Origin of the sequence: Sinomonas sp. P47F7, assembly GCF_049332655.1 — a bacterium.
GTDB lineage: Bacteria > Actinomycetota > Actinomycetes > Actinomycetales > Micrococcaceae > Sinomonas.
Map to the genome: position 1 here is coordinate 889,598 of NZ_CP186327.1, position 26,684 is coordinate 916,281.

Consider the following 26,684-nt stretch of genomic DNA (forward strand, 5'->3'; position numbering starts at 1 on the left):
GTGCCCGCCGCGAAAGGATCCTGCTGTGCCTGGTCTAGAACCCGCGCTACCTGACAAGCTCCGTTTCGGCCGGTTCCCCATCACGGACGTCTCGCCCGTGGTCGAGGACGGGGACTTCCCCGCGAAGGCCCTTCCGGGAGAGGGGATCGTGATCTCCGCGACCGCGACCCGCGAGGGCCACGACGCCCTCGGAGTCTCCGCCGTCCTCTACAGCCCGCGCGGCAAGGAGAAGCAGCGCGTGCGCCTCGATCAGCTCGGGAAGGGGCTCGACCGCTGGAGCGGCGTGCTCACCCCGGGCAAGCCGGGGCTGTGGAGCTTCGCGGTCGAGGCTTGGCACGACCGCTACGGCACGTGGCACCACAACTCCGACGTCAAGATCGCCGCGGGCGTCGACGTCGAGCTCATGCTCGCCGAGGGCGCGAAGCTCCTGCATGAGGCCGCGGACGACGACGACCGCTCCGAAGCGGACCGCCGCACCTTCCGCGCGGCCGCCGAGGCCCTCGCGGACACCTCCCGCTCGGTTCCCGAGCGCCTCGCCGCCGGCGAATCGCCTGAGGTGCTCTTCGCCGTCGAACGCTTCCCGATCCGCGAGCTCGTGACAGTCACGAAGCCCTATCCGCTCCTCGTGGAGCGGGACCGCGCGGGCCGGGGCTCGTGGTACGAGTTCTTCCCGCGTTCCGAGGGCGCGTGGCGCGATCCGCAGACCGGCCAGTGGACGTCCGGGACGTTCCGGACCGCGGCCGAGCGTCTCCCGGCCGTGGCGGCGATGGGCTTCGACGTCCTGTACATGCCGCCGATCCACCCGATCGGCGTCGCGTACCGCAAGGGCCCCAACAACACGCTCGTCGCCGGCCCGGGCGATCCGGGGTCCCCGTGGGCCATCGGCGCCCCCGAGGGCGGGCACGACGCGATCCACCCAGAGCTCGGAACGTTCGAGGATTTCGATGCGTTCGTGACGCGCGCCAACGAACTCGGCCTCGAGGTGGCACTCGACCTCGCGCTCCAGGCCTCGCCCGACCATCCGTGGGTCACGAACCACCCGGAGTGGTTCACCACCCGCGTGGACGGCTCGATCGCGTATGCCGAGAACCCGCCGAAGAAGTACCAGGACATCTATCCGCTCAACTTCGACAACGACCCCGAGGGCCTGAGCCGCGAGATCCTGCGGATCGTCAACCTGTGGATCGATCACGGGGTCTCGATCTTCCGCGTCGACAACCCGCACACCAAGCCCGTGTGGTTCTGGGAGTGGCTCATCGGGAAGGTCAACAAGAAGAATCCCGACGTCGTGTTCCTCGCCGAGGCGTTCACTCGGCCGGCGATGATGAAGTCGCTCGGGCGGGCCGGGTTCCAGCAGTCGTACTCGTACTTCACGTGGCGGAACACGCGCGAGGAGCTCGAGGAGTTCTTCACGATGATCACGAAGGAATGGGCGCCGTTCTACCGGCCCAACCTCTTCGTGAACACGCCGGACATCCTCACGGAGTACCTCCAGTTCGGCGGCTGGCCGGCCTTCAAGATCCGCGCGGTTCTGGCAGCCATGGCGGCCCCGACGTGGGGCGTCTACGCAGGCTACGAGCTCTTCGAGCACGTCGCCCGCCCGGGGGCCGAGGAGTACATCGACAACGAGAAGTTCGAGTACAAGGAGCGCGACTGGGCCCGCGCCGAGGCGGAGGGCCGTTCGCTCGCTCCCTACATCACGCGCCTCAACGAGATCCGGCGCGCGCACCCTGCGCTCGCGGACCTGCAGAACCTCACGCTGCAATCGTGCACCGACGATGCGACGCTCGTGTTCTCGAAGCACAAGGTGCTCGAGGACGGCGCGAAGGACACGCTCATCGTCGTCGTCAATGTAGACCCGCACAGCACGCGGGAAAGCCTCGTGCAGCTCGACCTCGAATCGCTCGATCTCGAGCCCGGGCTCTTCGACGGAGACGGCAAGTTCCGGGTTGATGATCTGATTACGGGGCAAAGCTGGTGGTGGGGGGAGGAGAACTATGTGCGGCTCGACGCCCATGTGGAGCCCGCGCACATTCTCCACGTGAGGCGCTAGCCGGGGGCGGACCGCGGCGCTAACGTTAGGGCTCACTGCGCCGCCCGGACCCGTCAGCCAGACCGTCGGAAGGATCTTCCCCAGATGAACCTCGGCCAGCAGGCAAAGCAGCCGTTCTCCTTCAATGCGCCCGGCCTCCAGCATGATCCCCATTGGTACCGCAAGGCCGTCTTCTACGAGGTTCTGGTGCGGGCGTTCGCCGACGCGAACGGCGATGGCTCGGGCGACATCCAGGGGCTCATCGACAAGCTCGACTACCTGCAGTGGCTGGGTGTGGACTGCCTCTGGCTCCCGCCGTTCTTCGAGTCCCCCCTGCGGGACGGCGGCTACGACGTCTCGGACTACGAGTCCGTGCTGCCCGAGTTCGGATCGATCAGCGACTTCCAGCGCCTTGTCGCGGAGGCGCACGCGCGGGGCGTCCGGATCATCATCGACCTCCCGATCAACCACACCTCGGACCAGCATCGCTGGTTCCAGGAGTCGCGCCGGAACCCCGACGGGCCGTACGGCGACTTCTACGTGTGGAGTGACACGGACCAGAAGTACACGGACGCGCGAATCATCTTCATCGACACCGAGGAATCGAACTGGGCGTTCGATCCCATTCGGCGGCAGTTCTTCTGGCACCGCTTCTTCAGCCACCAGCCGGACCTCAACTTCGAGAACCCGGCTGTGGTCGAGGCCGTCTTCGACGTCTTCAAGTTCTGGCTCGACCAGGGCGTGGACGGCATCCGGGCGGACGCGATCCCGTACCTCTTCGAGGAGGACGGGACCAACTGCGAGAACCTCCCCGCCACCCACGAGTTCCTCGTCAGCCTCCGCGCCATGATGGACCAGAAGTACCCGGGCCGGATCATCATCGCCGAGGCGAACCAGCCGCCCCACGAGGTAGTCGAGTACTTCGGGACCGAGGAAGCCCCCGAATGCCACATGGCCTTCCACTTCCCGATCATGCCGCGGCTCTACTACGCGCTGCGGGACCAGCGGGCCAGGCCGATCATCGACACGATGGTGGACACTCCGGCGATCCCGCGCGGCGCCCAGTGGGGCACGTTCCTGCGGAACCACGACGAGCTCACGCTCGAGATGGTCACGATCGAGGAGCGCGAGGCGATGCTCGGCTGGTACGCCTCGGATCCGCGGATGCGGGCCAACATCGGCATCCGGCGGCGCCTCGCGGCGCTTCTGGACAATTCCCGCCATGAGCTCGAGCTCATCAACGCCCTTCTCCTGTCCCTGCCGGGAAGTCCCTTCCTCTATTACGGCGACGAGGTCGGCATGGGGGACAACATCTGGCTGCAGGACCGCGACGCGGTGCGCACGCCCATGCAGTGGAACCCGGACCGCAACGCGGGCTTCTCCGTGGCAGACCCGGGCAAGCTGTACCTCCCGACCATCCAGTCGCTCGTCTACCACTACTCGATGGCGAACGTCGAGGCGGAGATGGCGCACTCGGGCTCGCTCCTGCGGTGGACCCGGAACATCCTCGGCGTGCGGCGCGGGCATCCGGCGTTCGGACTCGGCAGCTACCGCAACATCAACGCGGAGTCGGAGCAGGTCCTCGCGTTCGTCCGCGAGCTGCGTGCGGCGGACGTGCCAGGTGAGCAGGACGAGACCGTCCTGTGCGTCTTCAACCTGTCCGGCCACCCGGTGGCCTCGCAACTCGACCTCAACGGCTACGAGGGGCGCGGCCTGCGTGACCTCTTCGGCGGCGAGCCGTTCTCGCAGGTCGGTTCCGACGGCCGGTTCCACGTGACGCTTGGCTCGCACGGCTACTACTGGCTGCGGATCCGCAGCGCGGGCAGCGTCCCGAGCAGCCCGTTCACGCAGGCGATGCCGATCATCACATCCAAGACCCACCAAGGGGAGCTGATCGAATGACGGACGCTGCGGAACCCATCCTGACGCCACCCATCGCCGAGTTGCTGGAGCGTTGGCTCCCATCTCAGCGCTGGTACCCCGCGAAGGGCCGTCAGGCCGAGTTCGCGCGCGCCGGCGGTATCCGGCTCGAGGACCCAGAGGGCAAGGTGGACATCGAGATTCACCTCATGCGCGTGCGCGCTGGGCGGCTCGAGGTCGTCATCAACGTGCCGCTCACCTACCGGTCCGAGCCGCTGCCCGGCGCGGGGCATGCGCTCGTGGGTAGGAGCGAGCATTCCGCGTTCGGCCCGCGCTGGATTTACGACGGCGTCCACGACCCCGCGTTCATCGGCGCCCTTCTCGCGCTGGTCGCCTCGGGCGGCCCCGCGAAGGAAGGCACCGCATGGGGCCGGACGAGCGGTGCCGGCCACATCCCGCAGGGCCCGCTTTCCTGCACGGTCCTCTCGAGCGAGCAGTCCAACAGCTCGATCATCGTGCGTTCGCCGGAAGGCGAGGCCGCGATGGTCAAGGTGCTCCGGCAGCCCGCGGACGGGCTCAACCCCGAGGTCGAGCTCGGCGCGGCGCTCGCGCGGGCCGGCGCGGCGGACGTGCCGGCGACGCTCGGCTGGGTCGACGGCGCGTGGAAGCAGCGCGGTGAGGGGACAGCGCGGGGTCAGCTCGCCGTCGTCCATGAATTCCTTCCCGGTGGGAAGGACCTCTGGCAGCTCGCGCTCGATGCCGCCGCGAGCGGCGAGGACTTCACCGACCATGCGCGTGGGCTCGGCGAGGCGACGGCGCGCGTCCACGAGGCGCTCGAGGCGAGCCTCGGCAGCGAGGCGCTCGATGACGCCGCGGCCGCCGAGTTCGTGGGCGGGCTGTCCTCGCGGCTGCGCGCCGCGTGGGAGGAGGTCCGGGAGAGCGTCGGGCTTCCCGACGCCGCGCTCGAGAGTCTCCTCGCGACGCTCGCGGGGGAGGCCTCGGGTCTTCGCGTCCAGCGCATCCACGGCGATCTGCACCTCGGCCAGATCCTGAACTTCCCGGGCCACGCCGAGCGCCCCTACGCCATCCTCGACTTCGAGGGCGAGCCCCTGAGGCCCGTGTCGGAGCGGAGCCGCCCCGACGTGCCATTGCGCGACGTCGTCGGAATGCTGCGCTCGTTCGACTACGCGGCAGGCGCCGCCGTGCGCACGGTTCCGGCCGCGCGTGTGCCGAAGGATTGGACCGACGCGGCAGGGAATGCGTTCTGGGACGGCTACGCGAGTGTGCTCGAGCAGGCCGATCCGTTTGGCGGCCCGCTCTTCGCTGCGCTGTGGCTCGACAAGGCGCTCTACGAGGTGGCCTACGAGGAGCGGAACCGGCCCGCGTGGGCAGAGATTCCGCTGCGGGCCGTGCGGACGGCGCTCGCCGCCTACGTCCCCGAGGGCCTGCCCACGGACATGGCGGGCCCAGAGGGACCTGCAGAACTGGCGGCTTCGGGCCGCCGAGGAGAGGAGAGAGACGTGTCAGAGCACACTGAACAGCAGGGTGCCCACGCGGGGGCCTTCGCGGAGTCCGCGGCCCCGATTCCGGTCCCGCAGGATGTCCTGGGCCGCATCGCCGCCGGTTCGTTCCACGCCCCGCACGCCGTGCTCGGCGCGCATCTCGCCGAGGACGGCTCGGTGACGATCCGCACCGTCAAGCACCTCGCGACGGGCGCCACCGCCGTCACGCCGAGCGGGCGGGTGCCGCTGCGCCACGAGGCGCACGGCGTGTGGACCGCGGTGCTCCCCGCAACGGACGACGGCGGGGTGCCCGACTACCGCCTCGAGGTCGAGTACGGCGAGGGCCACGTGGTCGACGTCGACGATCCCTACCACTACATGCCGACCGTCGGCGAGCTGGACATCTATCTCATCGGCGAGGGCCGGCACGAGGAGCTGTGGAAGGCGCTCGGCGCCCGGGTCCAGCGCTACCATTCGGTGCTCGGCGACGTCGAGGGTACGGCGTTCACGGTGTGGGCGCCGGGCGCGCAGGCGGTCCAGGTGAAGGGCGACTTCAACGGCTGGGACGGCCGCGAGCACGCGATGCGCAGCCTCGGCTCCTCCGGCGTGTGGGAGGTCTTCATCCCCGGCGTTGTAGCAGGGGCGTGCTATAAGTTCGGCATCCTGACCCGCGCCGGCCACTGGGTCGAGCGCGCGGATCCCATGGCGTTCGGCACCGAGGTGCCGCCGCGCACGGCGTCGCGCGTCGTCGAGACCCGGTACGCGTTCAAGGACGACGCCTGGATGACCGAGCGGGCGGCGAAGGACCCCCACAATTCGCCCATGAGCGTGTACGAGGTGCACCTCGGCTCGTGGCGCCCCGGGCTCAGCTACCGGGACCTCGCGAAGGAGCTCGTCGACTACGTCTCGGAGATGGGCTTCACGCACGTCGAGTTCATGCCCGTGGCGGAGCATCCGTTCGGCGGCTCGTGGGGGTATCAGGTCACGTCCTACTACGCGCCGAGCTCGCGCTTCGGCCACCCGGACGATTTCAAGTACCTCGTGGATCAGCTCCACCAGGCCGGGATCGGCGTGATTGTGGACTGGGTGCCCGCACACTTCCCGAAGGACGAATGGGCGCTGGCCCGCTTCGACGGCGAGGCGCTCTACGAGCACTCCGACCCGCAGCAGGGCGAGCACCCCGACTGGGGCACGTACATCTTCAACTTCGGCCGGACCGAGGTCCGGAACTTCCTCGTGGCGAACGCTCTGTTCTGGCTCGAGGAGTTCCACGTGGACGGACTCCGCGTGGACGCCGTGGCCTCGATGCTCTACCTCGACTACTCGCGCGAAGAGGGCCAGTGGCGCCCGAACCAGTTCGGCGGGCGCGAGAACCTCGAGGCGATCTCCTTCCTGCAGGAGGCGAACGCGACGGCGTACAAGCGCAACCCCGGCATCGTCATGATCGCCGAGGAGTCCACCGCGTTCCCGGGCGTCACCAAGCCGACCTCGATGAACGGGCTCGGGTTCGGGCTCAAGTGGAACATGGGCTGGATGCACGATTCGCTCCAGTACATGCAGGAAAACCCCGTGAACCGCCGGTGGCACCACAACAAGATGACGTTCTCGATCATGTATGCCTTCAGCGAGAACTTCCTCCTGCCCATCAGCCATGACGAGGTGGTACACGGGAAGGGCTCCATGCTGCGCAAGATGCCGGGCGATCGCTGGCAGCAGCTCGCGAACCTCCGCGCGTTCTACGCGTTCCAGTGGGCGCACCCGGGCAAGCAGCTCATCTTCATGGGGTGCGAGTTCGGACAGGAGGGCGAGTGGAACCAGGAGCACGGGCTGGACTGGTGGCTCGCCGACACCGAGCCGCATCAGGGGCTGCAGAAGCTCATCCGCGAGCTCAACTCCATCTACCGCGAGCGGCCCGCGCTCTACACGCAGGACAACGATCCGGCCGGGTACGAATGGATCCGCGGCGATGATGGCGACCACAACGTGGTCTCCTTCATCCGCTGGTCCGCGGACGGGGCCCCGCTCGTGTGCATCGCGAACTTCGCGGGCGGTCCCCACCTCGACTACACGGTGGGGCTCCCGCTGGCAGGTGCGTGGACCGAAGTCCTCAACACGGACGCGACCGAATACGGCGGCTCCGGCGTGACGAACGGCGGGCTCGTCATGGCCGAGCAGCGGGACTGGGACGGCAAGCCCGCCGCGGCGACGCTCACGCTGCCGCCGCTCGGCGTCGTCTACCTCGAGCCGAGCGCGATGGACTGAGTCCGCGAACGACGGCGGCCGGCTCCCCTTGCGGGGGTGCCGGAGCGGCACAGACGGAGGCCCGGATCCGCGGAATCCGGGCCTCAGCTGTACCCCTCGGACGGTTGGCACTCGCGCTCGGACGGTGGTATAGTTTTATCCCGCGCCACCGAGAGGGCGGCGCAAAAAATCCCTTGCTCAGCAGCGATCAGTCGCTGGCCGAACGGCCGGTTTGACTCGGTGCGGCCGGGCGGGTAGGTTTGAGAAGTTGCTTCGGAGCAAGTCCAGAGGATCTGGAGGCGCCCGAAGGGGCCTGTTGTTTGAGAACTCAATAGCGTGCCATGTTTGGATTTGATGCCATTTTTTTGATGGCTGTTTGCCTGGTCCTGGGTGCTTTCTCGTGTGCTTGGGGCTGGGTTTCGGCTTGGATCGGATTGCTGGGGGTGGGGTTTTCCGCCTTTTCTCCTGGTGTTTCTGTTTTTGTTTTTGACGGAGAGTTTGATCCTGGCTCAGGATGAACGCTGGCGGCGTGCTTAACACATGCAAGTCGGACGATGATGTGCCTTCGGGTGCGGATTAGTGGCGAACGGGTGAGTAACACGTGAGCAATCTGCCCTTGACTCTGGGATAAGCCTGGGAAGCTGGGTCTAATACCGGATAGTACCCTCTGCCGCATGGTGGGGGGTGGAAAGCCTTGTGCGGTCTTGGATGGGCTCGCGGCCTATCAGCTTGTTGGTGGGGTGATGGCCTACCAAGGCGACGACGGGTAGCCGGCCTGAGAGGGTGACCGGCCACACTGGGACTGAGACACGGCCCAGACTCCTACGGGAGGCAGCAGTGGGGAATATTGCACAATGGGCGCAAGCCTGATGCAGCGACGCCGCGTGGGGGATGACGGCCTTCGGGTTGTAAACCCCTTTCGGCAGGGGACAAGCCGTTTCGGCGGTGAGGGTACCTGCGGAAGAAGCGCCGGCTAACTACGTGCCAGCAGCCGCGGTAATACGTAGGGCGCGAGCGTTATCCGGAATTATTGGGCGTAAAGAGCTCGTAGGCGGTTTGTCGCGTCTGCTGTGAAAGCCCGGGGCTCAACCCCGGGTCTGCAGTGGGTACGGGCAGGCTGGAGTGCAGTAGGGGAGACTGGAATTCCTGGTGTAGCGGTGAAATGCGCAGATATCAGGAGGAACACCGATGGCGAAGGCAGGTCTCTGGGCTGTAACTGACGCTGAGGAGCGAAAGCGTGGGGAGCGAACAGGATTAGATACCCTGGTAGTCCACGCCGTAAACGTTGGGCACTAGGTGTGGGGGGCATTCCACGTCCTCCGCGCCGCAGCTAACGCATTAAGTGCCCCGCCTGGGGAGTACGGCCGCAAGGCTAAAACTCAAAGGAATTGACGGGGGCCCGCACAAGCGGCGGAGCATGCGGATTAATTCGATGCAACGCGAAGAACCTTACCAAGGCTTGACATGGGCCGGACAGGCGCAGAGATGCGTCCTCCCTTCGGGGCCGGTCCACAGGTGGTGCATGGTTGTCGTCAGCTCGTGTCGTGAGATGTTGGGTTAAGTCCCGCAACGAGCGCAACCCTCGTTCCATGTTGCCAGCACGTGATGGTGGGGACTCATGGGAGACTGCCGGGGTCAACTCGGAGGAAGGTGGGGACGACGTCAAATCATCATGCCCCTTATGCCTTGGGCTTCACGCATGCTACAATGGCCGGTACAAAGGGTTGCGATGCTGTGAGGCTGAGCCAATCCCAGAAAGCCGGTCTCAGTTCGGATTGGGGTCTGCAACTCGACCCCATGAAGTCGGAGTCGCTAGTAATCGCAGATCAGCAACGCTGCGGTGAATACGTTCCCGGGCCTTGTACACACCGCCCGTCAAGTCACGAAAGTCGGCAACACCCGAAGCCGGTGGCCCAACCCTTGTGGGGGGAGCCGTCGAAGGTGGGGCTGGCGATTGGGACTAAGTCGTAACAAGGTAGCCGTACCGGAAGGTGCGGCTGGATCACCTCCTTTCTAAGGAGCCCCTCCCCGTGCACGGTGCCCGTTGTGGGTGCCGGTTGGCGTGGGGCAGGTGAGAGCCCGTTTCGCAGGCGGATGTCCTGCGGCGGGTGCTCGTGGGTGGAACATCATCTCCTGGTGGCCTGGCCGTGGTGGCCCTGTGCTGCGCGAGTACGCGCCCCTGCTTCGGCGGGGGTGCTGGAATGCGTGTGCGGGGGTGCCGGGCCGGGCCGGCCGTGTCCCTTCGAGGGCGTGCGTGCCCGGGTGGGTCCCCCTGTTGTGGGGGGCCGTGTCCCGGGGGTGTGCGCGGGGGTGCGGTTGCGTGGTGCGCTGTTGGGTCCTGGGACAGCAGTCCCTGGCTGGTCCCGTCCCCTGGCGGTCCCGTTCCCTTGTGGGCGGGGTGCTGCGGGGGGCAGGGGTTTGTTGTTTGAGAACTGTATAGTGGACGCGAGCATCTACAGGGGGAGGCCTTTCGGGCTTTTTCCTGTGTGCAATTTTTTCTTGGTTTTTTTCCTTGATTTGTTGCGCCCCCGTGTGTGGGGGTGTGAGGTTTTCAAGGGCGTACGGTGGATGCCTTGGCATCGGGAGCCGATGAAGGACGTGGGAATCTGCGATAAGCCTGGGGGAGTCGATAACCGGACTGTGAGCCCAGGGTGTCCGAATGGGGAAACCCTGCCGCATGTCATGTGCGGTGACCTGCCGCTGAACGCATAGGCGGTGTGGGGGGAACGCGGGGAAGTGAAACATCTCAGTACCCGCAGGAAGAGAAAACAACAGTGATTCCGTCAGTAGTGGCGAGCGAACGCGGACGAGGGCCAAACTGTGCGCGTGTGATACCCGGCAGGGGTTGCGCGTATGGGGTTGTGGGGTCCTGCTTGGTGCGTCTGCCGGCGTGCCGGGGTGTGTGTGGGTATAGGCGAACGGTCTTGAACGGCCGGCCGGAGTGGGTGTGAGTCCCGTAGCCTTCAATGCCTCTCACGTGCCCTTGCGGGTGTCCCCGAGTAGCACGGGGCCCGAGGAATCCCGTGTGAATCTGTCAGGACCACCTGATAAGCCTGAATACTACCCGATGACCGATAGCGGACTAGTACCGTGAGGGAAAGGTGAAAAGTACCCCGGGAGGGGAGTGAAACAGTACCTGAAACCGTGCGCCTACAATCCGTCAGAGCCTCCTTGTTGGGGTGATGGCGTGCCTTTTGAAGAATGAGCCTGCGAGTTAGTGCCGTGTCGCGAGGTTAACCCGTGTGGGGGAGCCGCAGCGAAAGCGAGTCTGAACAGGGCGTTCAGTGGCGCGGTCTAGACCCGAAGCGGGGTGATCTACCCATGGCCAGGTTGAAGCGACGGTAAGACGTCGTGGAGGACCGAACCCACTTCAGTTGAAAATGGAGGGGATGAGCTGTGGGTAGGGGTGAAAGGCCAATCAAACCCCGTGATAGCTGGTTCTCCCCGAAATGCATTTAGGTGCAGCGTTGCGTGTTCCTTGCCGGAGGTAGAGCTACTGGATGGCCGATGGGCCCTACCAGGTTACTGACGTCAGCCAAACTCCGAATGCCGGCAAGATACAGCGCAGCAGTGAGACCGCGGGGGATAAGCTCCGTGGTCGAGAGGGAAACAGCCCAGACCGCCGGTTAAGGCCCCCAAGCGTGTGCTAAGTGGGAAAGGATGTGGAGTCGCAGAGACAACCAGGAGGTTGGCTTAGAAGCAGCCACCCTTGAAAGAGTGCGTAATAGCTCACTGGTCAAGTGATTCCGCGCCGACAATGTAGCGGGGCTCAAGCACACCGCCGAAGCCGCGGCAGTCCCATGTGTCCCTAGCCTTCGTGGTTCAGGGGTGGGGCTGGGTAGGGGAGCGTCGTGCGGGCTGTGAAGCTCCCGGGTGACCGAGGGGTGGAGGCCGCACGAGTGAGAATGCAGGCATGAGTAGCGAAAGACGGGTGGGAAACCCGTCCGCCGGATGATCAAGGGTTCCAGGGTCAAGCTAATCTGCCCTGGGTGAGTCGGGACCTAAGGCGAGGCCGACAGGCGTAGTCGATGGACAACGGGCCGATATTCCCGTACCGGCGAAGGACCGCCCATGCCGGACGGCCGATACTAACCAACGGATCCCCTGCCGGGGCCCTTCGGGGCGCGGGCGGGGGTGAGCGTGGGACCTGAGGCCGCGAGGCAAGCGCATTAACAGGTGTGACGCAGGAAGGCAGCCCGGCCAGGCGATGGTTGACCTGGTCCAAGGATGCAGGGCGGGCCGCAGGGAAATCCGCGGCCTTTTGTGCCCGAGGTCCGACGGGACCCCCGCGAGGGGGGATCGGGTGATCCTATGCTGCCTAGAAAAGCATCGGCGCGAGGTCCTAGCCGCCCGTACCCCAAACCGACACAGGTGATCAGGTAGAGAATACCGAGGCGATCGAGAGAATCGCGGTCAAGGAACTCGGCAAAATGCCCCCGTAACTTCGGGAGAAGGGGGACCCCGGCCCTGAACAGGACACGCGCCTGGGAGGGGGGAGGGGTCGCAGAGACCAGGGGGAAGCGACTGTTTACTAAAAACACAGGTCCGTGCGAAGTCGCAAGACGATGTATACGGACTGACTCCTGCCCGGTGCTGGAAGGTCAAGAGGACCCGTCAGCCTCACGGCGAAGCGGAGAATTCAAGCCCCAGTAAACGGCGGTGGTAACTATAACCATCCTAAGGTAGCGAAATTCCTTGTCGGGTAAGTTCCGACCTGCACGAATGGAGTAACGACTTCCCCGCTGTCTCGACCGCGAACTCGGCGAAATTGCACTACGAGTAAAGATGCTCGTTACGCGCAGCAGGACGGAAAGACCCCGAGACCTTCACTACAGTTTGGTATTGGTGTCCGGAGCGGCTTGTGTAGGATAGGTGGGAGACTGTGAGGCCGGCACGCCAGTGCCGGCGGAGTCGTCGTTGAAATACCACTCTGGTCGCTTTGGGCATCTCAACCTCGGCCCGTGATCCGGGCCAGGGACAGTGCCTGACGGGTAGTTTAACTGGGGCGGTTGCCTCCCAAAGAGTAACGGAGGCGCCCAAAGGTCCCCTCAGCCTGGTCGGCAACCAGGTGGCGAGTGCAAGTGCACAAGGGGGCTTGACTGCGAGAGAGGCATCTCGAGCAGGGACGAAAGTCGGGACTAGTGATCCGGCGGCACCTCGTGGAAGGGCCGTCGCTCAACGGATAAAAGGTACCTCGGGGATAACAGGCTGATCTTGCCCAAGAGTCCATATCGACGGCATGGTTTGGCACCTCGATGTCGGCTCGTCGCATCCTGGGGCTGGAGTAGGTCCCAAGGGTTGGGCTGTTCGCCCATTAAAGCGGTACGCGAGCTGGGTTTAGAACGTCGTGAGACAGTTCGGTCCCTATCCGCTGCGCGCGCAGGAGATCTGAGAAGGGCTGTCCTCAGTACGAGAGGACCGGGACGGACGAACCTCTGGTGTGGCAGTTGTACCGCCAGGTGCACCGCTGCTTGGCTACGTTCGGATGGGATAACCGCTGAAAGCATCTAAGCGGGAAGCCCGCTTCAAGATGAGATCTCCGTACACCATTGGTGTTGAAGGCCCCCAGCAGACCACTGGGTTGATAGGCCGGACGTGGAAGCAGGGACCAACGACCTGCGAAGCCGACCGGTACTAATAGGCCGACAGCCTCACACCACCACAACAACACACGAACTGCCCGCGTCCACTCTACGGTCCCCAGACCACAAACCCCCCACCCCCCGCCCCAACCACGGGCGGGGCACCCACGGGGGCACCAGCCACCGCAACAGAACAGCACCACCGCAACAGAACCGCAGCACCGCAACAGAACAGCACGCAACACCGCAACCCCGACACTTCCCCACCCCCACCACAGGGGGCGCGCGGAGAACAGGTTACGGCGGCCATAGCGTGGGGGAAACGCCCGGACCCATCCCGAACCCGGAAGCTAAGCCCCACAGCGCCGATGGTACTGCACCCGCCAGGGTGTGGGAGAGTAGGACACCGCCGGACAACACCACCACCCGAGGGCCCCACACCGACGTGGGGCCCTCAGGCCTTTAACGGGACAGACACAGCCCCACCCGAGACCCCACCCGAGACGCAAGAAGGCCCGGAGTATCCGTACCCGAGACGGGGGTGGGGGCGGGTAGGATCCTCTCCGTGGAACCGCTCTTTTCTCATGGCTCGCGTCCGGAACCGTCCGAGGAAGGGCACGCGACACCTCCGCCCCGCGTCTACCGGCTCGCCGTTCCGGCGCCTCGCGAGATCGCGTTCTCGGCATTCGTCGGCGACATCCATTTGTGGTGGCCGGACAGCTACACGGGATTCGGCGCCACGACTCACGCCTACGTCGAGGACGGGATCATCGGCGAGGAATCTGAGCTCGGGGAATCCCAGGTCTGGGGGGAAGTGCGGGCGGAGGAACCGCCGTCGTTCGTGGAATTCGCGTGGACGCTCGCATGGCGCCCGGACGCGCCCACCCGGGTGCGCGTCGAGTTCGATGCCGATCCCGGGTCGGGGGAGGGCACGCGGGTGACGTTCACCCACGAGGGCTGGGCGCGGGGGGCCGAAGGCCGGGATCAGTATGAGAAGTACAACGAATGGCCCGTGATCCTGGGCCGCTACGCCGCGTACTTCGGGGTTCCCGCGGACGCGGTCGAGACCGTCGAGTAGCCGGCCAGCCCGCAGCCCGCAGGCCCCCAGCCCGCAGTTCCCAGTTCCCAGTTCCCGGCAGCCGAGCCGCTCAGGCCCGCCGCGCGGCCCCGGGGGTCGCGGTGCTCTGCCGCACCACGAACTCTGGCTCGATGATGTCGCTGCGGGGCGCGTCGCCGTCGCCGTCGAGCTGCCGCAGGAGCATTCCGACGGCCGCCGCGCCCTGGCTGCGGGGATTCTGATCGAACGTCGTGAGGCCGAAGAGGGGGCCGAGGTCGTGGCCGTCGATCCCGACGACCGAGAGATCGTCCGGGACGCGCAACCCGAGGTCGCGGGCGGCAAGGATCGCGCCGAACGCCATCTCATCCGAGGCGGCGAAGATTGCGGTGGGCCGCCCGCCGGGCGCCGCGAGCAGTCGCTTCGACGCCTCGTACGCGCCGGGGATCGTGAAGTCCGTCGCGGCAAGCCAGGACGGGCGGACCTCAAGGCCCGCGTCCCGCATCGCCGCGAGATACCCCTCGCGGCGGCTCGTGGGCAGGGCGAAGTCGCGCTCGAATTCAGCCGTGCCACTCACATGCGCGATGTCGCGGTGGCCGAGCCCGATGAGGTGTTCGGTGGCGTGACGGGCCACCTCGAAGTCGTTGATCCTCAGGGTCGCGACGCCCTCGATCGGGCCGCCCACCCCGACGACGGGACGCCGGACTCGAAGGAGCTGTTCGACCTCCGCCGCGGAGAGCTCGAGCGAGACCGCGATGACCCCATCGAGGCGCTGGCGGAGCAGGAAGTCGTTGAGCACGCTTTCGCGATCGTCGGGCTGCTCGCCCGTGCTGTAGAGCGTGAGGTCGTAGCCCGCGTCGAGGAGCGCCTTGGACGCGCCCTCGAGCACGCTCGAGAAGAACCAGCGGGTCACGCTCGGCAGCATGACACCGATGTTGCGGGTCCTCCCCGAGGCGAGACTCGAGGCCGTGTACGAGGGGACGAAGCCGAGCTTCGAGGCCGCGTCGAGCACGCGCTGCCGGCTTCGTTCCGAGACGTTGCCGCGGCCGCTGAGGGCGCGCGAGACGGTCGCCATCGAGACGCCGGCGGATTCGGCCACGTCACGAATGCTGATGACTCCCAACGCGGCCTTCCTTTCTCCTGTTCTCGACGGCGCGGCCCCTAGAACCTGAGCCAGACGGCCTCGCCCGGACCGAGGGCGTTGCCCACGGGTGCGCTCGAAGCAAGCACTTCGCCCGGCGGCAGCTCGACGGGAGCGCAGCCGAGGTTCAGCATGACCAGAATAGTGCCGTTGACGAACGCGAGGACGCCGCCCACGCTCAGCTCGTCCGCCCACGCGAGCGAGCCGGCGCCGAGGTCGTGCTCGCGGCGAAGCCCGAGCGCCTCGCGGTAGAGGCTCAGGTGGGAGGCCGGATCGGCGGCCTGGGCGTCGCGCGCGAGCTCCGCCCAGAGGCCCGGCTGGGGGAGCCAGCTCGCGCCGCTCGGGCTGAAGCCGTAGGCCGGCCCGGAGGAGGTCCACGGGAGCGGCACCCGGCAGCCGTCGCGGCCCACCCGCTCGCCACCCGTGCGGTGGAACGTGGGGTCCTGCCGCTCGTGGGGGGCGATGTCGAGGTTGTCGACGAGGCCGAGCTCCTCGCCCTGGTACAGGTAGGCGCTGCCGGGCAGGCCGAGCATGAAGAGCGACGCCGCGCGGGCCCGGGCGCGCCCGAGGGTCACGTTCGGCGTCGGCCCGCCCGCGCCGATCCCGTCCCCGGAGGCGAGGTCGCCTTCGGTGAGGCCGAGCCGCGTTGCGTGCCGCACGACGTCGTGGTTGGACAGCACCCACGTGGTGGGCGCGCCGACGGCGTCGAACGCCGAGAGTGATTCATCGATGACGCCGCGCAGAGGCCCCGGGGCGAACGGCGCCGAGAGGTACCTGAAGTTGAACGCCTGGTGCTGCTGGCCCGAGGCAACCCACTCGGCCATGCGCGGGAGCGGGTCGACGTTGGCTTCGGCGCACAGGATCTTGTCCGCGCCGTACTCGGCGAGCACCTCGCGCCACCGGCGGTAGACGCCCTTGAGCCCGGGCTGGCCGAACATCGGCGCAAGGTGACCCGGGAAGCCGGGGGAGGAGGCGCCGTCGGCCCTTCCGCCCCAGTCCGGCAGGCCCGCGGCCTTGACGAGGGAGTGGGCCACGTCGACCCGGAAGCCGTCCACGCCGCGCTCGAGCCAGAAGCGCAGAATCCGCTCGAATTCGGCGGCGACCGCGCGGTTGTCCCAGTTGAAGTCGGGCTGGGTCGAATCGAACAGGTGCGCGTACCACTGGCCAGGCGTCCCGTCGGGCTCCGTGACCCGGGTCCACGCGGGCCCACCGAAGTGCGACTCCCAGTTGTTGGGCGGGAACTCGCCGTGCTCGCCGCGGCCGTCGCGGAACAGGAACATGTCCCGCTCGGCGCTTCCCGGCCCGGCAGCGAGGGCGGCCTGGAACAGCGCGTGCTCGGACGAGCAGTGGTTCGGGACGAGGTCGACGATGACGCGCAGGCCCAGCGAGCGGGCGGCCGTGCTCAGGGCGTCGAAGTCCTCGAGCGTGCCGAAGAGCGGGTCGACGTCGCAGTAGTCGCTCACGTCGTAGCCGGCGTCGCGCTGCGGGGAGGCGTAGAACGGCGACAGCCAGATGGCGTCGACGCCGAGCTCGGCGATGTGGTGCAGTTCGGCCGTGATGCCGGGGAGGTCGCCGACGCCGTCGCCGTTCGCGTCGCGGAACGAGCGCGGGTAGATCTGGTAGATGACGGCGGAGCGCCACCATTCGCGGGACGCGGACGCCGCGTGGACCTCAGTGAGCGGCCCGAAGCCGACTGCAGTCGAAGAGAGCATGCCGGCCATCCTAGGACAAGCCATCCAAATCTGGAAACGCTTGCAGAGTCCTATCTCAGATAGTTGACTTATCCTCCGGGACAGGCGCTAGGTCTTCCCCGAATCACCCTTTGCCAAACAGTCAAACCTGTGTAAGATCTGGAAACGCTTCCACCTGTGAGCTGGGACACGTCGATGGTGTCCCCGCCGCCTGCCCGCGGTCGCGCCGCACACAGCGAACACCAGAAGGGAACACCAACGATGGTGCGTTTCACCGATCAGGCGCTCAGCCGCCGCAACTTCACCGTCGGCGCCGCCGGCGCCCTCGCCCTCCTCGGCCTCAGCGCGTGCGGGGCCGCCCAGACCGGCGCGAGCGCGACCGCTTCGCCCTCCGCGTCCAAGAAGGACCTCGCGGCCGCCGGGGCCTCGACGATCACGATGTGGCTCGACGCCGAGCGCGCCCCCGCCCTCAAGGCCGTGGCCGACAAGTTCAAGGCGGACACGGGCATCGAGGTCAAGCTCGTCATCAAGGACTTCGCGGCTGTCCGCGACGACTTCATCACGCAGGTCCCCACGGGCAAGGGCCCGGACCTCATCGTCGGCCCGCACGACTGGCTGGGCAAGTTCGTCCAGAACGGCGTCATCTCCCCGCTCGAGCTCGGCGACAAGAAGGGCTCGTTCCAGGACTCGGCGATCCGGGCCATGACGTTCGGCGGCTCGGTCTACGGCGTGCCGTACGCGATCGAGAACATCGGCCTGATCCGCAACACCGCGCTTGTCGACAGCGCGTCCGCGACGCTCGACGACGTCGTGGCCAAGGGCCAGGCCGCGGTGACCGCGGGCAAGGCCAAGTACGCGTTCCTCGTGGGCCTCGACCCCAAGCAGGGCGACCCGTACCACCTGTACCCCCTCCAGACGTCCATGGGCGTCCAGGTCTTCGGCGTGGACTCGAAGGGCGAATACGACCCGAAGCAGTTCGCGCTCGGCGCCGCCGGCTCCGCCGACTTTGCCGCCAAGCTCAAGGCCTGGGGCGACACGGGCACGAAGATCCTCAACTCGAACATCACGGGGGACATCGCCAAGGAGAAGTTCCTCAACGGCGAGAGCCCGTTCTACCTCACCGGCCCGTGGAACGTGCCGGACATGCAGAAGAAGGGCCTCAAGATCGCGGTCGATCCGCTCCCCACGACGGGCAGCAAGGCCGCACAGCCGTTCATCGGCGTCAACGGCTTCTACATCAGCTCGAAGAGCGCCAACGCGCTCGCGACCAACGAGTTCGTGGTCAACTACCTCACCACCGAGGACGTGCAGGACTCGATGTTCAAGGCCGGCGGCCGCCCGCCGGCGCTCAAGGCCTCGTTCCAGAAGGCCGCGGGAGATCCGATCGTGAAGGCGTTCGGCGACATCGGCGCCCAGGGCGTCCCGATGCCCGCCATCGCGGCCATGGACTCGGTGTGGGCCGACTGGGGTTCCACGGAGCTCAACATCATCAAGGGCCAGGGCGGCGACCCTGCGGCCCAGTGGGCCAAGATGGCGGACACCATCAAGGGGAAGATCGGCGCTTAGCCGGGACGCCGCCCCGGCGGCACCCACCGGCGGCGGCGCGCGGCACCTAGGCGCGCGCCGCCGTCGTCCGTTTCTCCCGACCCACCGAAGGACCCCTCGATGCCCCGAACTGAGATGCCCCGCGCCGACCAGCTCGCCCCCGCTGTCGCAACGGACGACGGCGCCCCGCCCTCCCAGCGTCGTCCCGCCAAGCGCGGTCCCCGCCCCGCGCGCGGTCGGCGCGGTCCCGACTCGTGGAAGGGGACGCTCGCCAAGATCGTGCTCCTCGGGCTCGCCGACGCGCTCGCGGTGTACATCCTCATGGCACTCTTCCTGAGCCGCTCGTGGGTGGTCTTCGGGATCGCGGCCGCGGTGACGCTCGGGATCAACTGGATCTACCTGCGCAAGGGCGGCCTGCCGGCCAAGTACCTCGCGCCGGGCGTCCTGTTCCTGCTCGTGTTCCAGGTCTTCGTGGTGCTCTATTCGGGGTACATCGCGTTCACGAACTATGGCGACGGGCACAACAGCACGAAGGAGGACGCGATCGCGGCGATCCTCACGTCCTCGCAGAAGCGCGTGCCCGATTCGCCCGCGTACCGGACGTCCGTGCTCGAGAAGGACAGCACGTTCTACCTCCTCGTGACGTCCCCAGACGGCAAAACCGAGCTCGGCACCACGGGTCACCCCCTCGCGGACGCCCAGGCCACGAAGGATTCGAGCGGCAAGGCCACGGGCGTGGACGGCTACGAGACGCTCACGTTCCAGGAAATCGTGGCGCACCAGAAGGATGTCCTGGCGCTCGCCGTGCCGTTCTCCTCCGATCCCGCCGACGGCTCGCTCCACACGCAGGACGGGCGGACCGCGTACGTCTTCAAGTCGACCATGGTGTACGACAAGGGCGCCGACACCCTCACCGACACCGCGACCGGCACGGTCTACCGCGACTCGGGCCAGGGCTCGTTCGCAGCGCCGAGCGGCGAGAAGCTCGCTACCGGCTGGAAGATCGACGTCGGTTTCAAGAACTTCGTCACGGCATTCGCCGACGAGGGCCTCCGCGGGCCCCTCCTCGCGGTGACCGCGTGGACGTTCACGTTCGCCATCGCGTCCGTGGCTCTCACCTTCGCGCTCGGCCTGTTCCTCGCGATCACGTTCAACCGCTCGGATCTGCGCGGCAAGCGGGTCTACCGGATCATCATGATCCTGCCGTACGCGTTCCCCGCCTTCCTCTCGGGGCTCGTGTGGGCTGGGCTGCTCAACCCCGAGTTCGGCTTCATCAACAACGCGATCTTGGGCGGCGCGCACATCGGCTGGCTCACGGACCCCGTGCTCGCGAAGATCAGCGTGCTCGTGGTGAACCTGTGGCTCGGCTTCCCGTATATGTTCCTGGTCTGCACGGGGGCGCTCCAATCGCTGCCCGAAGACGTCGAGGAGGCCGCGCGCGTGGACGGCGCGAACGCGTGGCGGATCTTCCGCTCGATCAAGCTCCCGCTCCTGCTCGTCTCCGTGGCGCCGCTGCTCATCAGCTCGTTCGCGTTCAACTTCAACAACTTCAACGTGATCTACATGCTCACGGCCGGCGGGCCCCGGTTCGCGGACACGACGCGGGACATCGGCGCGACGGACATCCTCATCACGCTCGTCTACAAGAGCGCGTTCGGCGTCGGGACGGGCCGCGACTACGGCCTCGCGAGCGCGCTCGCGATCATCATCTTCATCATCGTGGCGGTCATCTCCGCCGTGAGCTTCAAGCAGACCAAGGCCCTCGAGGACGTGAACTGACATGCGCACAAAGAGCTTCGGAGCGTGGCTCCGGGACAAGGGCTGGCGGCACGCCGTCGGCGTCGTCACGAGCGTGTTCGCGGTGTTCCCGCTCCTGTACGTCCTCTCGGCGGCGCTCAACCCCTCGGGCACGCTCGCGGGTTCGGGGATGCTGTTCCACGATGTCTCGCTCGACAACTACACGAAGCTGTTCGGCAACGACCAGCGCCCGTTCGGCCGCTGGTTCGTCAACACGCTCGTGATCGGCGTCGTGACGTCCGCCGCGACCGTGTTCCTCGGCGCGATGGCTGCGTACGCGTTTTCCCGCATGCGCTTCGCCGGCCGCCGCGTGGGCCTCCTGAGCCTCCTGCTGCTGCAGATGTTCCCACAGCTCCTGGCCGTGGTCGCGATCTTCCTCCTGCTCGACGGCATCGGCGAGGTGATCCCCGTGCTGGGGCTCGGGAGCCAGCTGGGGCTCATCATGGTGTACCTCGGCGGCGCCCTCGGCGTGAACACGTACCTCATGTACGGCTTCTTCAACACCGTGCCCGTCTCGCTCGACGAGGCCGCGAAGATCGACGGCGCGAGCCACGCGCAGATCTTCTTCGGGATCATCCTGCGGCTCGTCACGCCGATCCTCGCCGTCATCGGGCTCCTGAGCTTCATCGGGATCTCAAGCGAGTTCGTCATCGCGTCCGTCGTGCTGACGGACCCGAACACGCAGACGCTCGCGGTGGGCCTGTTCTCCTTCGTCGCGAACCAGCGCACCGAGGATTGGGGCGTCTTCGCCGCCGGCGCCGTGCTCGCGGCCCTCCCGGTCATGGCGCTGTTCCTGTTCCTCCAGCGCTACATCGTGAACGGGCTCGTTGCGGGATCGGTGAAGGGATGATCCCCGCGTTCGAGGCCCACCATGACGGATCCCCGCTCTACGTCCCCGACGGCCGCCCCTCACTGGGGGACGAGGCCCGGGTGCGGCTGCGCACGCCGGCGGGCGGCGCCGTCGTCCGCGCATGGGCGAGGTATCTCGAGGACGCCGAGCCACGCTACGCCCCCGCCGAGCGCCTCGGCGCGGCCGGCGGCTGGGACTGGTGGGAGGCGCGCGTCCCCGTGCGGGCGGGCGTGACCACGTACCGCTTCCTGCTTGAGGCAACGCCCGAGGCAGCGGACGACGGCGCGCGGCGGCTTTCGTGGCTCAACTCGGCCGGGCAATGGGACCACGACGTGCCCGACGCGCAGGACTTCCGGCTCACCGTGGCCTCAGGCGGGCCCTCCTGGGCCACCGGTGCCGCGATGTACCAGGTGTTCCCCGACCGATTCGCGCGGTCGGCCGCGGCGGACGGCCGGCCCGCGCCCGAGTGGGCCGTGCGCGCCGCGTGGCGAGAGCCCGTCCTCGCGACCGGGCCGGACGTGTCGCGTCAGCTGTACGGCGGCGATCTCGATGGGCTGCGTGAGAAGCTCGACCACCTCGTGGAGCTCGGCGTTGGGATCGTCTACCTCACGCCGTTCTTCCCGGCGACGTCGAACCACCGGTACGACGCCGAGAGCTTCCGTCGCGTCGACCCGCTGCTCGGAGGCGACGAGGCGCTGGTCCGCCTCGTCGAGGCGTGCCACGCGCGCGGGATCCGCGTGATCGGCGACCTCACGACCAACCACTCGGGCGAGGCCCACGAATGGTTCCGGACCGCGTTCGCGGATCCAGACGCCGCCGAACGCTCGTATTACTACTGGCGCGAGGACGGAGGCTACGAAAGCTGGTGGGGCGTGCCGAGCCTCCCGAAGCTCGACTGGGCGTCGGAGCGGCTCCGGCGCGAGTTCGTCGACGGGCCGGACTCCGTGGTGGCGCACTGGCTCAAGCCGCCGTTCAACCTCGACGGCTGGCGGATCGACGTATGCAACATGACCGGGCGGCTTGGCGACGTCGACTGGAACCGTGACGTCGCGGCCCTGCTCCGGCGCACGGCGCTTGCGGTGCGCCCCGACGCGCTCCTCATCGCCGAGTCGACGGCCGACGCGACGCGCGACTTCCAAGGGGACACCTATCACGGTTCCATGAGCTACCTCGGCTTCACGCGCCCCGTGTGGGGCTGGCTCACGGGCGGTGCGCGCGTGAACTACTTCGGGACGCCGCTCGACGGGCCGCCCCGGATCCCGGCCGAGCAGTTCGTGGCCGAGCACCGGGCATTCTCGGCGGCGTACCCGTGGGACGTGCGGCTCCACAGCCTCACCGCGATCGACACGCACGACACCGCGCGCGCCGCGACCGTCATGGTCCCCGGCGGGCAGGACGTCGCCGCGCTGCTCGCGTTCACGTTCACGGGCCTGCCGGTGGTCTTCGCGGGCGACGAGTTCGGCCTCGAAGGCACGAACGGCGAGCACTCGCGCGCCCCCATGCCGTGGGGCTCGGTGGTGCCGCGGGACCTCCGCGGACTGTACGGGCGGCTCGCATCCGTCCGGGCGCGGGAAGCGGTGCTGCGCGAGGGTTCGTTGCGATGGCTCTGGGCTGAGGGGGAGGCGCTCGCGTTCGTGCGCGAACTGCCCGGGCGCACGGCGCTCGTTGTGGCTGCGCGCGGTGCGGGCTCTGTGTCGCTGCCGGCGGGCGTGCTGCCGGTGCCCGAGGGCGTGCCGGAGGTCGCCGTGGGCGGGCTGCGGCTCGAGCTGGCGGACGACGGCGGCGCGCGGCTCGCGTCCGACGGCCCCGCCGCCGCGGTGTGGTTCCTGGGCGGTCCGGCGCTGCCGCCCGCCGCACGGTGACGTTGCGGGGTCCCTGGCGGAACGTTGCGGGGTCCCTGGCAATCCGCGATGATCCTGTCCATGAGCGACTTCGAGGGTTTCCCGGCCGAGGGTCCGGCGTTCTACGCCGAGCTCGAGCAGAACAACACGCGTGAATGGTGGCTCGACCACAAGGACGTGTATGAGAAGGCCATCCGCGGCCCCATGCTCACGCTCCTCGACGAGCTCTCCGACGAGTTTGGCGAGGGCAAGGCGTTCCGGCCCAACCGCGATGTGCGCTTCAGCAAGGACAAGTCGCCGTACAAGACGTCGCAGGGCGGCTTCGCGTCGACGGCGGAGGGGACGGGTTATTACCTGCACCTTGACGCGACGGGCCTTATGGTCGGCGGCGGCTGCCATACGAGCACTCCCGATCAGGTCGCGCGTCTCCGGGCCGCCGTCGACGCGCCGGCCTCGGGCGAGGAACTTGAGCGGATCGTCCGCACGCTGAGCGAGTCGGGGTTCGCGATCGAGGGGGAGCGGCTCAAGACCGTTCCGCGCGAGTTCGGCTCCGACCACCCGCGCGGCGAGCTGCTCAAGCACAAGTCCATCACCGCCGGGAAGGCGCTCGGGACGCCCGAGTGGCTCGATACCCCCGAGGCCCTCGACCGGATCCGCGGCTACTGGAATGAGATCCGCCCGCTCATCGACTGGCTCTCGACCCACGTCCACTAGCACCCAACACTCTGTTGCGCCGTCAGCTCCGCAGGGTGGGGACCGTGCGGAGGTGACGGCGCAAGGGGTGGGGACACTGCGGAGGTGACGGCGCAAACGGGTGGGGACCGTGCGGAGGTGACGGCGCAACGGGGATCGATCAGTCGGCGTCGACGGGCTCTTCCTTGGCGACCTCAGCCTCGTCGTCGAACGCTTCCTCGTCGCCGAGCTCTTCCTCGTCGTCGTACTCGTCTTCGCCATCGCGCTGCGCGGCCTCCTCGGCCTCGAGCACCTTGAGCATGTTCGTGTCTGGGTTGAGCATGATCGCGGCCTCGTCGCGGCGGTGCCGCAGCACGGTGTCGATGTACGACTGCAGCGTCTCGGCGAGGGGCACATGCCGATCGAGCTTCTCCGACATGTACCAACGGTGCTCGAGCACCTGGTGCACGACCTCGGCAGGCTCTAGCTTCCCCGAGAGCTCCTTCGGGATGGCCCGGACGACCGGCTCGAACACCTGGGTGACCCACGCGTGGGCGGAGATCTCCTCATCCTGGTCGGGGAAGTTGTCGGCCCGGAACGAGTCCATGTCGTTGAGCAGCCGGCGGGCCTGATTTTCCTGGGCATCCAAGCCCGTGAGGCGGAGGAGCCGCCTCTGGTGATGGCCGGCGTCGACCACTTTGGGCTGGAGCTGGATCGTCGAGCCGTCCGGCGTGGTCTTGATCGCGTATTCCTCGACGTCGAAGCCGAGCTCGTTGAGACGGCGGATGCGCGCACTCACGCGCCACCGCTCGCCCAGCTCGAAGGACTCCTTCTCCGTGAGCTCGGCCCACAGGTTTCGGTAGGAATCCATGATGCGTTCGCTCGTGGCGACCGGGTCGACCTCGGGGTCGATGAGACCGCCCTCGAGCAGGTCCATGAGCTCGCCGGCGATGTTCACGCGCGCGATCTCGAGATCGTACTCACGCTGGCCAGTCGAGAGATCGGGGTAGAGCTCGCCGGTCTCCGCGTCCACGAGGTAGGCGGCGAACGAGCCGGCGTCGCGGCGGAACAGCGTGTTGGAGAGCGAGACGTCGCCCCAATAGAAGCCGATGAGGTGCAGGCGCACGAGGAGGAGGGCCTGCGCGTCGATGAGGCGCGTGAGCGTGTCCTTGCGCAGTGTCTGCGAGAACAGGGCGCGGTACGGGAGCGAGAACTTGAGGTGCCGCGTGACGAGGACGGGGTCGAGGGGGCGGCCGTCCGGCGTCTGCCGATCGCGGATCACGGCGACGGGCTCGACGCAGGGGACGTCGAGGCGCTGGAGGCGGCGCAGCATGTGGTACTCGTGGCGGGCGATGTGCTCACCCGTCTCCTTGACGGCGATGACCGAGCCGCCGAGCTTCGCGAAGCGCACGATGTGCCGGGAGATGCCGCGGGGGAGGGCTGCGAGGTGCTCCTCGGGCCATTCCTCGAGCCGGATGTGCCACGGGAGGTCGAGGAGCTCAGGGTCCGCCGCGGCCGCGGTGATGCTCAGCGACCCCATGACGTTTGCGGGAGGGGGCTCGGGGAGGGGTTCGTTCCGCGGCAGCTTGCCGAGCATCTCGTAATCGGTCGGCTCGTCCTGCCAGTTGGCGCCGTTCATCGTGCTCTTTCCCGGGAGAAACGGCTGTGCCCGCCGGGGTCCCGGCGGGCACAGCGCTGTGTCATTGACAGATTAACCGAGGCGCAGGCCGGTCTTCGTGTCGAAGAGGTGCACGTGGCCCTGCTGCGGGCGGACCCACACCTTGTCGCCCTTCATCGGGGGGCGGCGGCCGTCGGTGCGGGCCACGATGTCGTGGCTCTGGCCGTTCAGCGTGGTGTGGCCGTAGATGTAGGCGTCGGCGCCGAGCTCCTCGACGACGTCGACCTCGACCTCGAGGCCCTCGCCCTGCGGCGCGCCCTCAAGGTCCTCGGGACGAACACCCAGCGTGACCGTGGTGCCGGTCGCCTCGGCGAGCACGTCGCGCGCCACCGGGTAGACCGCGCCGCCGAACTGCACGCCGGCGTCCACCTCGGGAAGCTCGAGGAGGTTCATCGCGGGGGACCCGATGAAGCCGGCCACGAAGACGTTCTGCGGCTTGTCGTAGAGGTTGCGCGGGGTGTCGACCTGCTGGAGGAGGCCGTCCTTGAGGACCGCGACGCGGTCGCCCATGGTCATGGCCTCGACCTGGTCGTGCGTGACGTAGACGGTCGTGACGCCGAGGCGGCGGGTCAGGGACGCGATCTGCGTGCGGGTCTGGACGCGGAGCTTGGCGTCGAGGTTCGAGAGCGGCTCGTCCATGAGGAAGACCTGCGGGTTACGGACGATCGCGCGGCCCATGGCGACGCGCTGACGCTGACCACCGGAGAGGGCCTTGGGCTTGCGGTCGAGGTACAGCTCGAGGTCGAGGAGCTTGGCCGCCTCGCGAACACGCTGCGCGCGCTCTTCCTTGGAGACGCCGGCGATCTTGAGCGCGAAGCCCATGTTGTCCGCAACGCTCATGTGCGGGTACAGCGCGTAGTTCTGGAAGACCATGGCGATGTCGCGGTCCTTCGGCGGGACGTCCGTGACGTCGCGATCGCCGATGAGGATGCGGCCGGAGTTGACGTCCTCCAAGCCGGCCAGCATACGAAGAGAGGTGGACTTTCCGCAGCCCGAGGGGCCGACCAGAACGAGGAACTCGCCGTCCGCGATCTGGATGTTGAGCTTGTCCACCGCGGGCTTATCGGTGCCCGGGTACAGGCGCGTAGCGTTGTCGAACGTCACTGTTGCCACAGTAATCGTGTCCCTTCACCGGCAGGTACGTGCCGGACGATCCGTTGTGAATGGTTCATGTTGTTCAGTTGTGTGCCAGTCGCGG

At 67.5% G+C, this 26,684-nt stretch carries 13 protein-coding genes and 3 rRNA genes; 12 read left to right on the forward strand and 4 right to left on the reverse strand.

Features of this window, described 5'->3' with window-relative positions; translation table 11 throughout:
- Positions 1-25 precede the first annotated feature (25 nt).
- The 7 genes from ACOKR1_RS04385 to ACOKR1_RS04415 all read left to right on the forward strand — a co-directional run bounded on the left by ACOKR1_RS04385 (position 26) and on the right by ACOKR1_RS04415 (position 14,295).
- Entirely contained in the window at positions 26-2,053 is a 2,028-nt protein-coding gene (locus ACOKR1_RS04385; RefSeq protein WP_422935533.1) for an alpha-1,4-glucan--maltose-1-phosphate maltosyltransferase, read from the forward strand.
- Between the two features lie 84 nt (positions 2,054-2,137).
- Positions 2,138-3,934, forward strand: a complete 1,797-nt coding sequence (gene treS / locus ACOKR1_RS04390) for a maltose alpha-D-glucosyltransferase (RefSeq protein ID WP_422935534.1) — start codon at positions 2,138-2,140, stop codon at positions 3,932-3,934.
- Positions 3,931-7,656, forward strand: coding sequence for a 1,4-alpha-glucan branching protein GlgB (glgB, locus tag ACOKR1_RS04395; protein ID WP_422935535.1), 3,726 nt, complete (start codon positions 3,931-3,933; stop codon positions 7,654-7,656). Before treS ends, glgB begins: the two co-directional genes overlap by 4 nt.
- A gap of 465 nt (positions 7,657-8,121) precedes the next feature.
- Positions 8,122-9,648, forward strand: a 16S ribosomal RNA gene (locus tag ACOKR1_RS04400).
- A 527-nt stretch (positions 9,649-10,175) separates the two neighbouring features.
- Positions 10,176-13,294: ribosomal RNA gene (locus tag ACOKR1_RS04405) — 23S ribosomal RNA — on the forward strand.
- 221 nt (positions 13,295-13,515) lie between these two features.
- Positions 13,516-13,632 (forward strand): 5S ribosomal RNA (rrf, locus tag ACOKR1_RS04410).
- The 16S, 23S and 5S rRNA genes sit together here, the layout of an rRNA operon.
- Before the next feature lie 150 nt (positions 13,633-13,782).
- Positions 13,783-14,295 (forward strand): SRPBCC domain-containing protein, encoded by a 513-nt coding sequence (locus ACOKR1_RS04415; RefSeq protein ID WP_422935536.1) that lies wholly within the window; start codon positions 13,783-13,785, stop codon positions 14,293-14,295.
- Between the two features lie 70 nt (positions 14,296-14,365).
- Here the strand turns inward: ACOKR1_RS04415 and ACOKR1_RS04420 are convergent, their stop codons facing one another.
- Both ACOKR1_RS04420 and ACOKR1_RS04425 read right to left on the reverse strand, forming a co-directional pair.
- Positions 14,366-15,379: a LacI family DNA-binding transcriptional regulator gene (locus ACOKR1_RS04420; RefSeq protein ID WP_422936552.1), complete on the reverse strand. Its 1,014-nt coding sequence runs from the start codon at positions 15,377-15,379 to the stop codon at positions 14,366-14,368.
- Positions 15,380-15,432: 53 nt separating this feature from the next.
- Positions 15,433-17,124, reverse strand: a complete 1,692-nt coding sequence (locus ACOKR1_RS04425) for a glycoside hydrolase family 13 protein (RefSeq protein WP_422935537.1) — start codon at positions 17,122-17,124, stop codon at positions 15,433-15,435.
- A 240-nt stretch (positions 17,125-17,364) separates the two neighbouring features.
- Between ACOKR1_RS04425 and ACOKR1_RS04430 the strand changes: the two genes are divergently transcribed.
- The 5 genes from ACOKR1_RS04430 to ACOKR1_RS04450 all read left to right on the forward strand — a co-directional run bounded on the left by ACOKR1_RS04430 (position 17,365) and on the right by ACOKR1_RS04450 (position 23,850).
- On the forward strand, positions 17,365-18,669 hold the full coding sequence (locus tag ACOKR1_RS04430; RefSeq protein WP_422935538.1) for a sugar ABC transporter substrate-binding protein: 1,305 nt from the start codon (positions 17,365-17,367) through the stop codon (positions 18,667-18,669).
- Positions 18,670-18,768: 99 nt separating this feature from the next.
- Positions 18,769-20,427: an ABC transporter permease subunit gene (locus tag ACOKR1_RS04435; RefSeq protein ID WP_422935539.1), complete on the forward strand. Its 1,659-nt coding sequence runs from the start codon at positions 18,769-18,771 to the stop codon at positions 20,425-20,427.
- Between the two features lies 1 nt (position 20,428).
- Positions 20,429-21,295, forward strand: a complete 867-nt coding sequence (locus ACOKR1_RS04440) for a sugar ABC transporter permease (RefSeq protein ID WP_422935540.1) — start codon at positions 20,429-20,431, stop codon at positions 21,293-21,295.
- The gene (locus tag ACOKR1_RS04445; RefSeq protein ID WP_422935541.1) at positions 21,292-23,157 is read left to right on the forward strand and encodes a glycoside hydrolase family 13 protein; all 1,866 of its coding nucleotides are present in this window, start codon (positions 21,292-21,294) and stop codon (positions 23,155-23,157) included. Before ACOKR1_RS04440 ends, ACOKR1_RS04445 begins: the two co-directional genes overlap by 4 nt.
- Before the next feature lie 60 nt (positions 23,158-23,217).
- Positions 23,218-23,850, forward strand: coding sequence for a DUF2461 domain-containing protein (locus ACOKR1_RS04450; RefSeq protein WP_422935542.1), 633 nt, complete (start codon positions 23,218-23,220; stop codon positions 23,848-23,850).
- Positions 23,851-23,989: 139 nt separating this feature from the next.
- On the opposite strand, the gene ACOKR1_RS04455 is transcribed toward ACOKR1_RS04450, so the two are convergent.
- Together ACOKR1_RS04455 and ACOKR1_RS04460 are read right to left on the reverse strand one after the other, a co-directional pair.
- Positions 23,990-25,447: a DUF4032 domain-containing protein gene (locus ACOKR1_RS04455; protein WP_422935543.1), complete on the reverse strand. Its 1,458-nt coding sequence runs from the start codon at positions 25,445-25,447 to the stop codon at positions 23,990-23,992.
- A gap of 72 nt (positions 25,448-25,519) precedes the next feature.
- Complete coding sequence (locus tag ACOKR1_RS04460; RefSeq protein ID WP_422935544.1) at positions 25,520-26,599, reverse strand: ABC transporter ATP-binding protein; 1,080 nt, start codon at positions 26,597-26,599, stop codon at positions 25,520-25,522.
- Between the last annotated feature and the right edge of the window lie 85 nt (positions 26,600-26,684).

Bases quoted from the DNA above. Each gene is read 5' to 3' on its own strand.
- treS (WP_422935534.1), top strand. From the start codon at position 2,138: ATGAACCTCGGCCAGCAGGCAAAGCAGCCGTTCTCCTTCAATGCGCCC.
- glgB (WP_422935535.1), top strand. From the start codon at position 3,931: ATGACGGACGCTGCGGAACCCATCCTGACGCCACCCATCGCCGAGTTG.
- ACOKR1_RS04425 (WP_422935537.1), bottom strand. From the start codon at position 17,124: ATGCTCTCTTCGACTGCAGTCGGCTTCGGGCCGCTCACTGAGGTCCAC.
- ACOKR1_RS04430 (WP_422935538.1), top strand. From the start codon at position 17,365: ATGGTGCGTTTCACCGATCAGGCGCTCAGCCGCCGCAACTTCACCGTC.
- ACOKR1_RS04435 (WP_422935539.1), top strand. From the start codon at position 18,769: ATGCCCCGAACTGAGATGCCCCGCGCCGACCAGCTCGCCCCCGCTGTC.
- ACOKR1_RS04440 (WP_422935540.1), top strand. From the start codon at position 20,429: ATGCGCACAAAGAGCTTCGGAGCGTGGCTCCGGGACAAGGGCTGGCGG.
- ACOKR1_RS04445 (WP_422935541.1), top strand. From the start codon at position 21,292: ATGATCCCCGCGTTCGAGGCCCACCATGACGGATCCCCGCTCTACGTC.
- ACOKR1_RS04450 (WP_422935542.1), top strand. From the start codon at position 23,218: ATGAGCGACTTCGAGGGTTTCCCGGCCGAGGGTCCGGCGTTCTACGCC.
- ACOKR1_RS04455 (WP_422935543.1), bottom strand. From the start codon at position 25,447: ATGAACGGCGCCAACTGGCAGGACGAGCCGACCGATTACGAGATGCTC.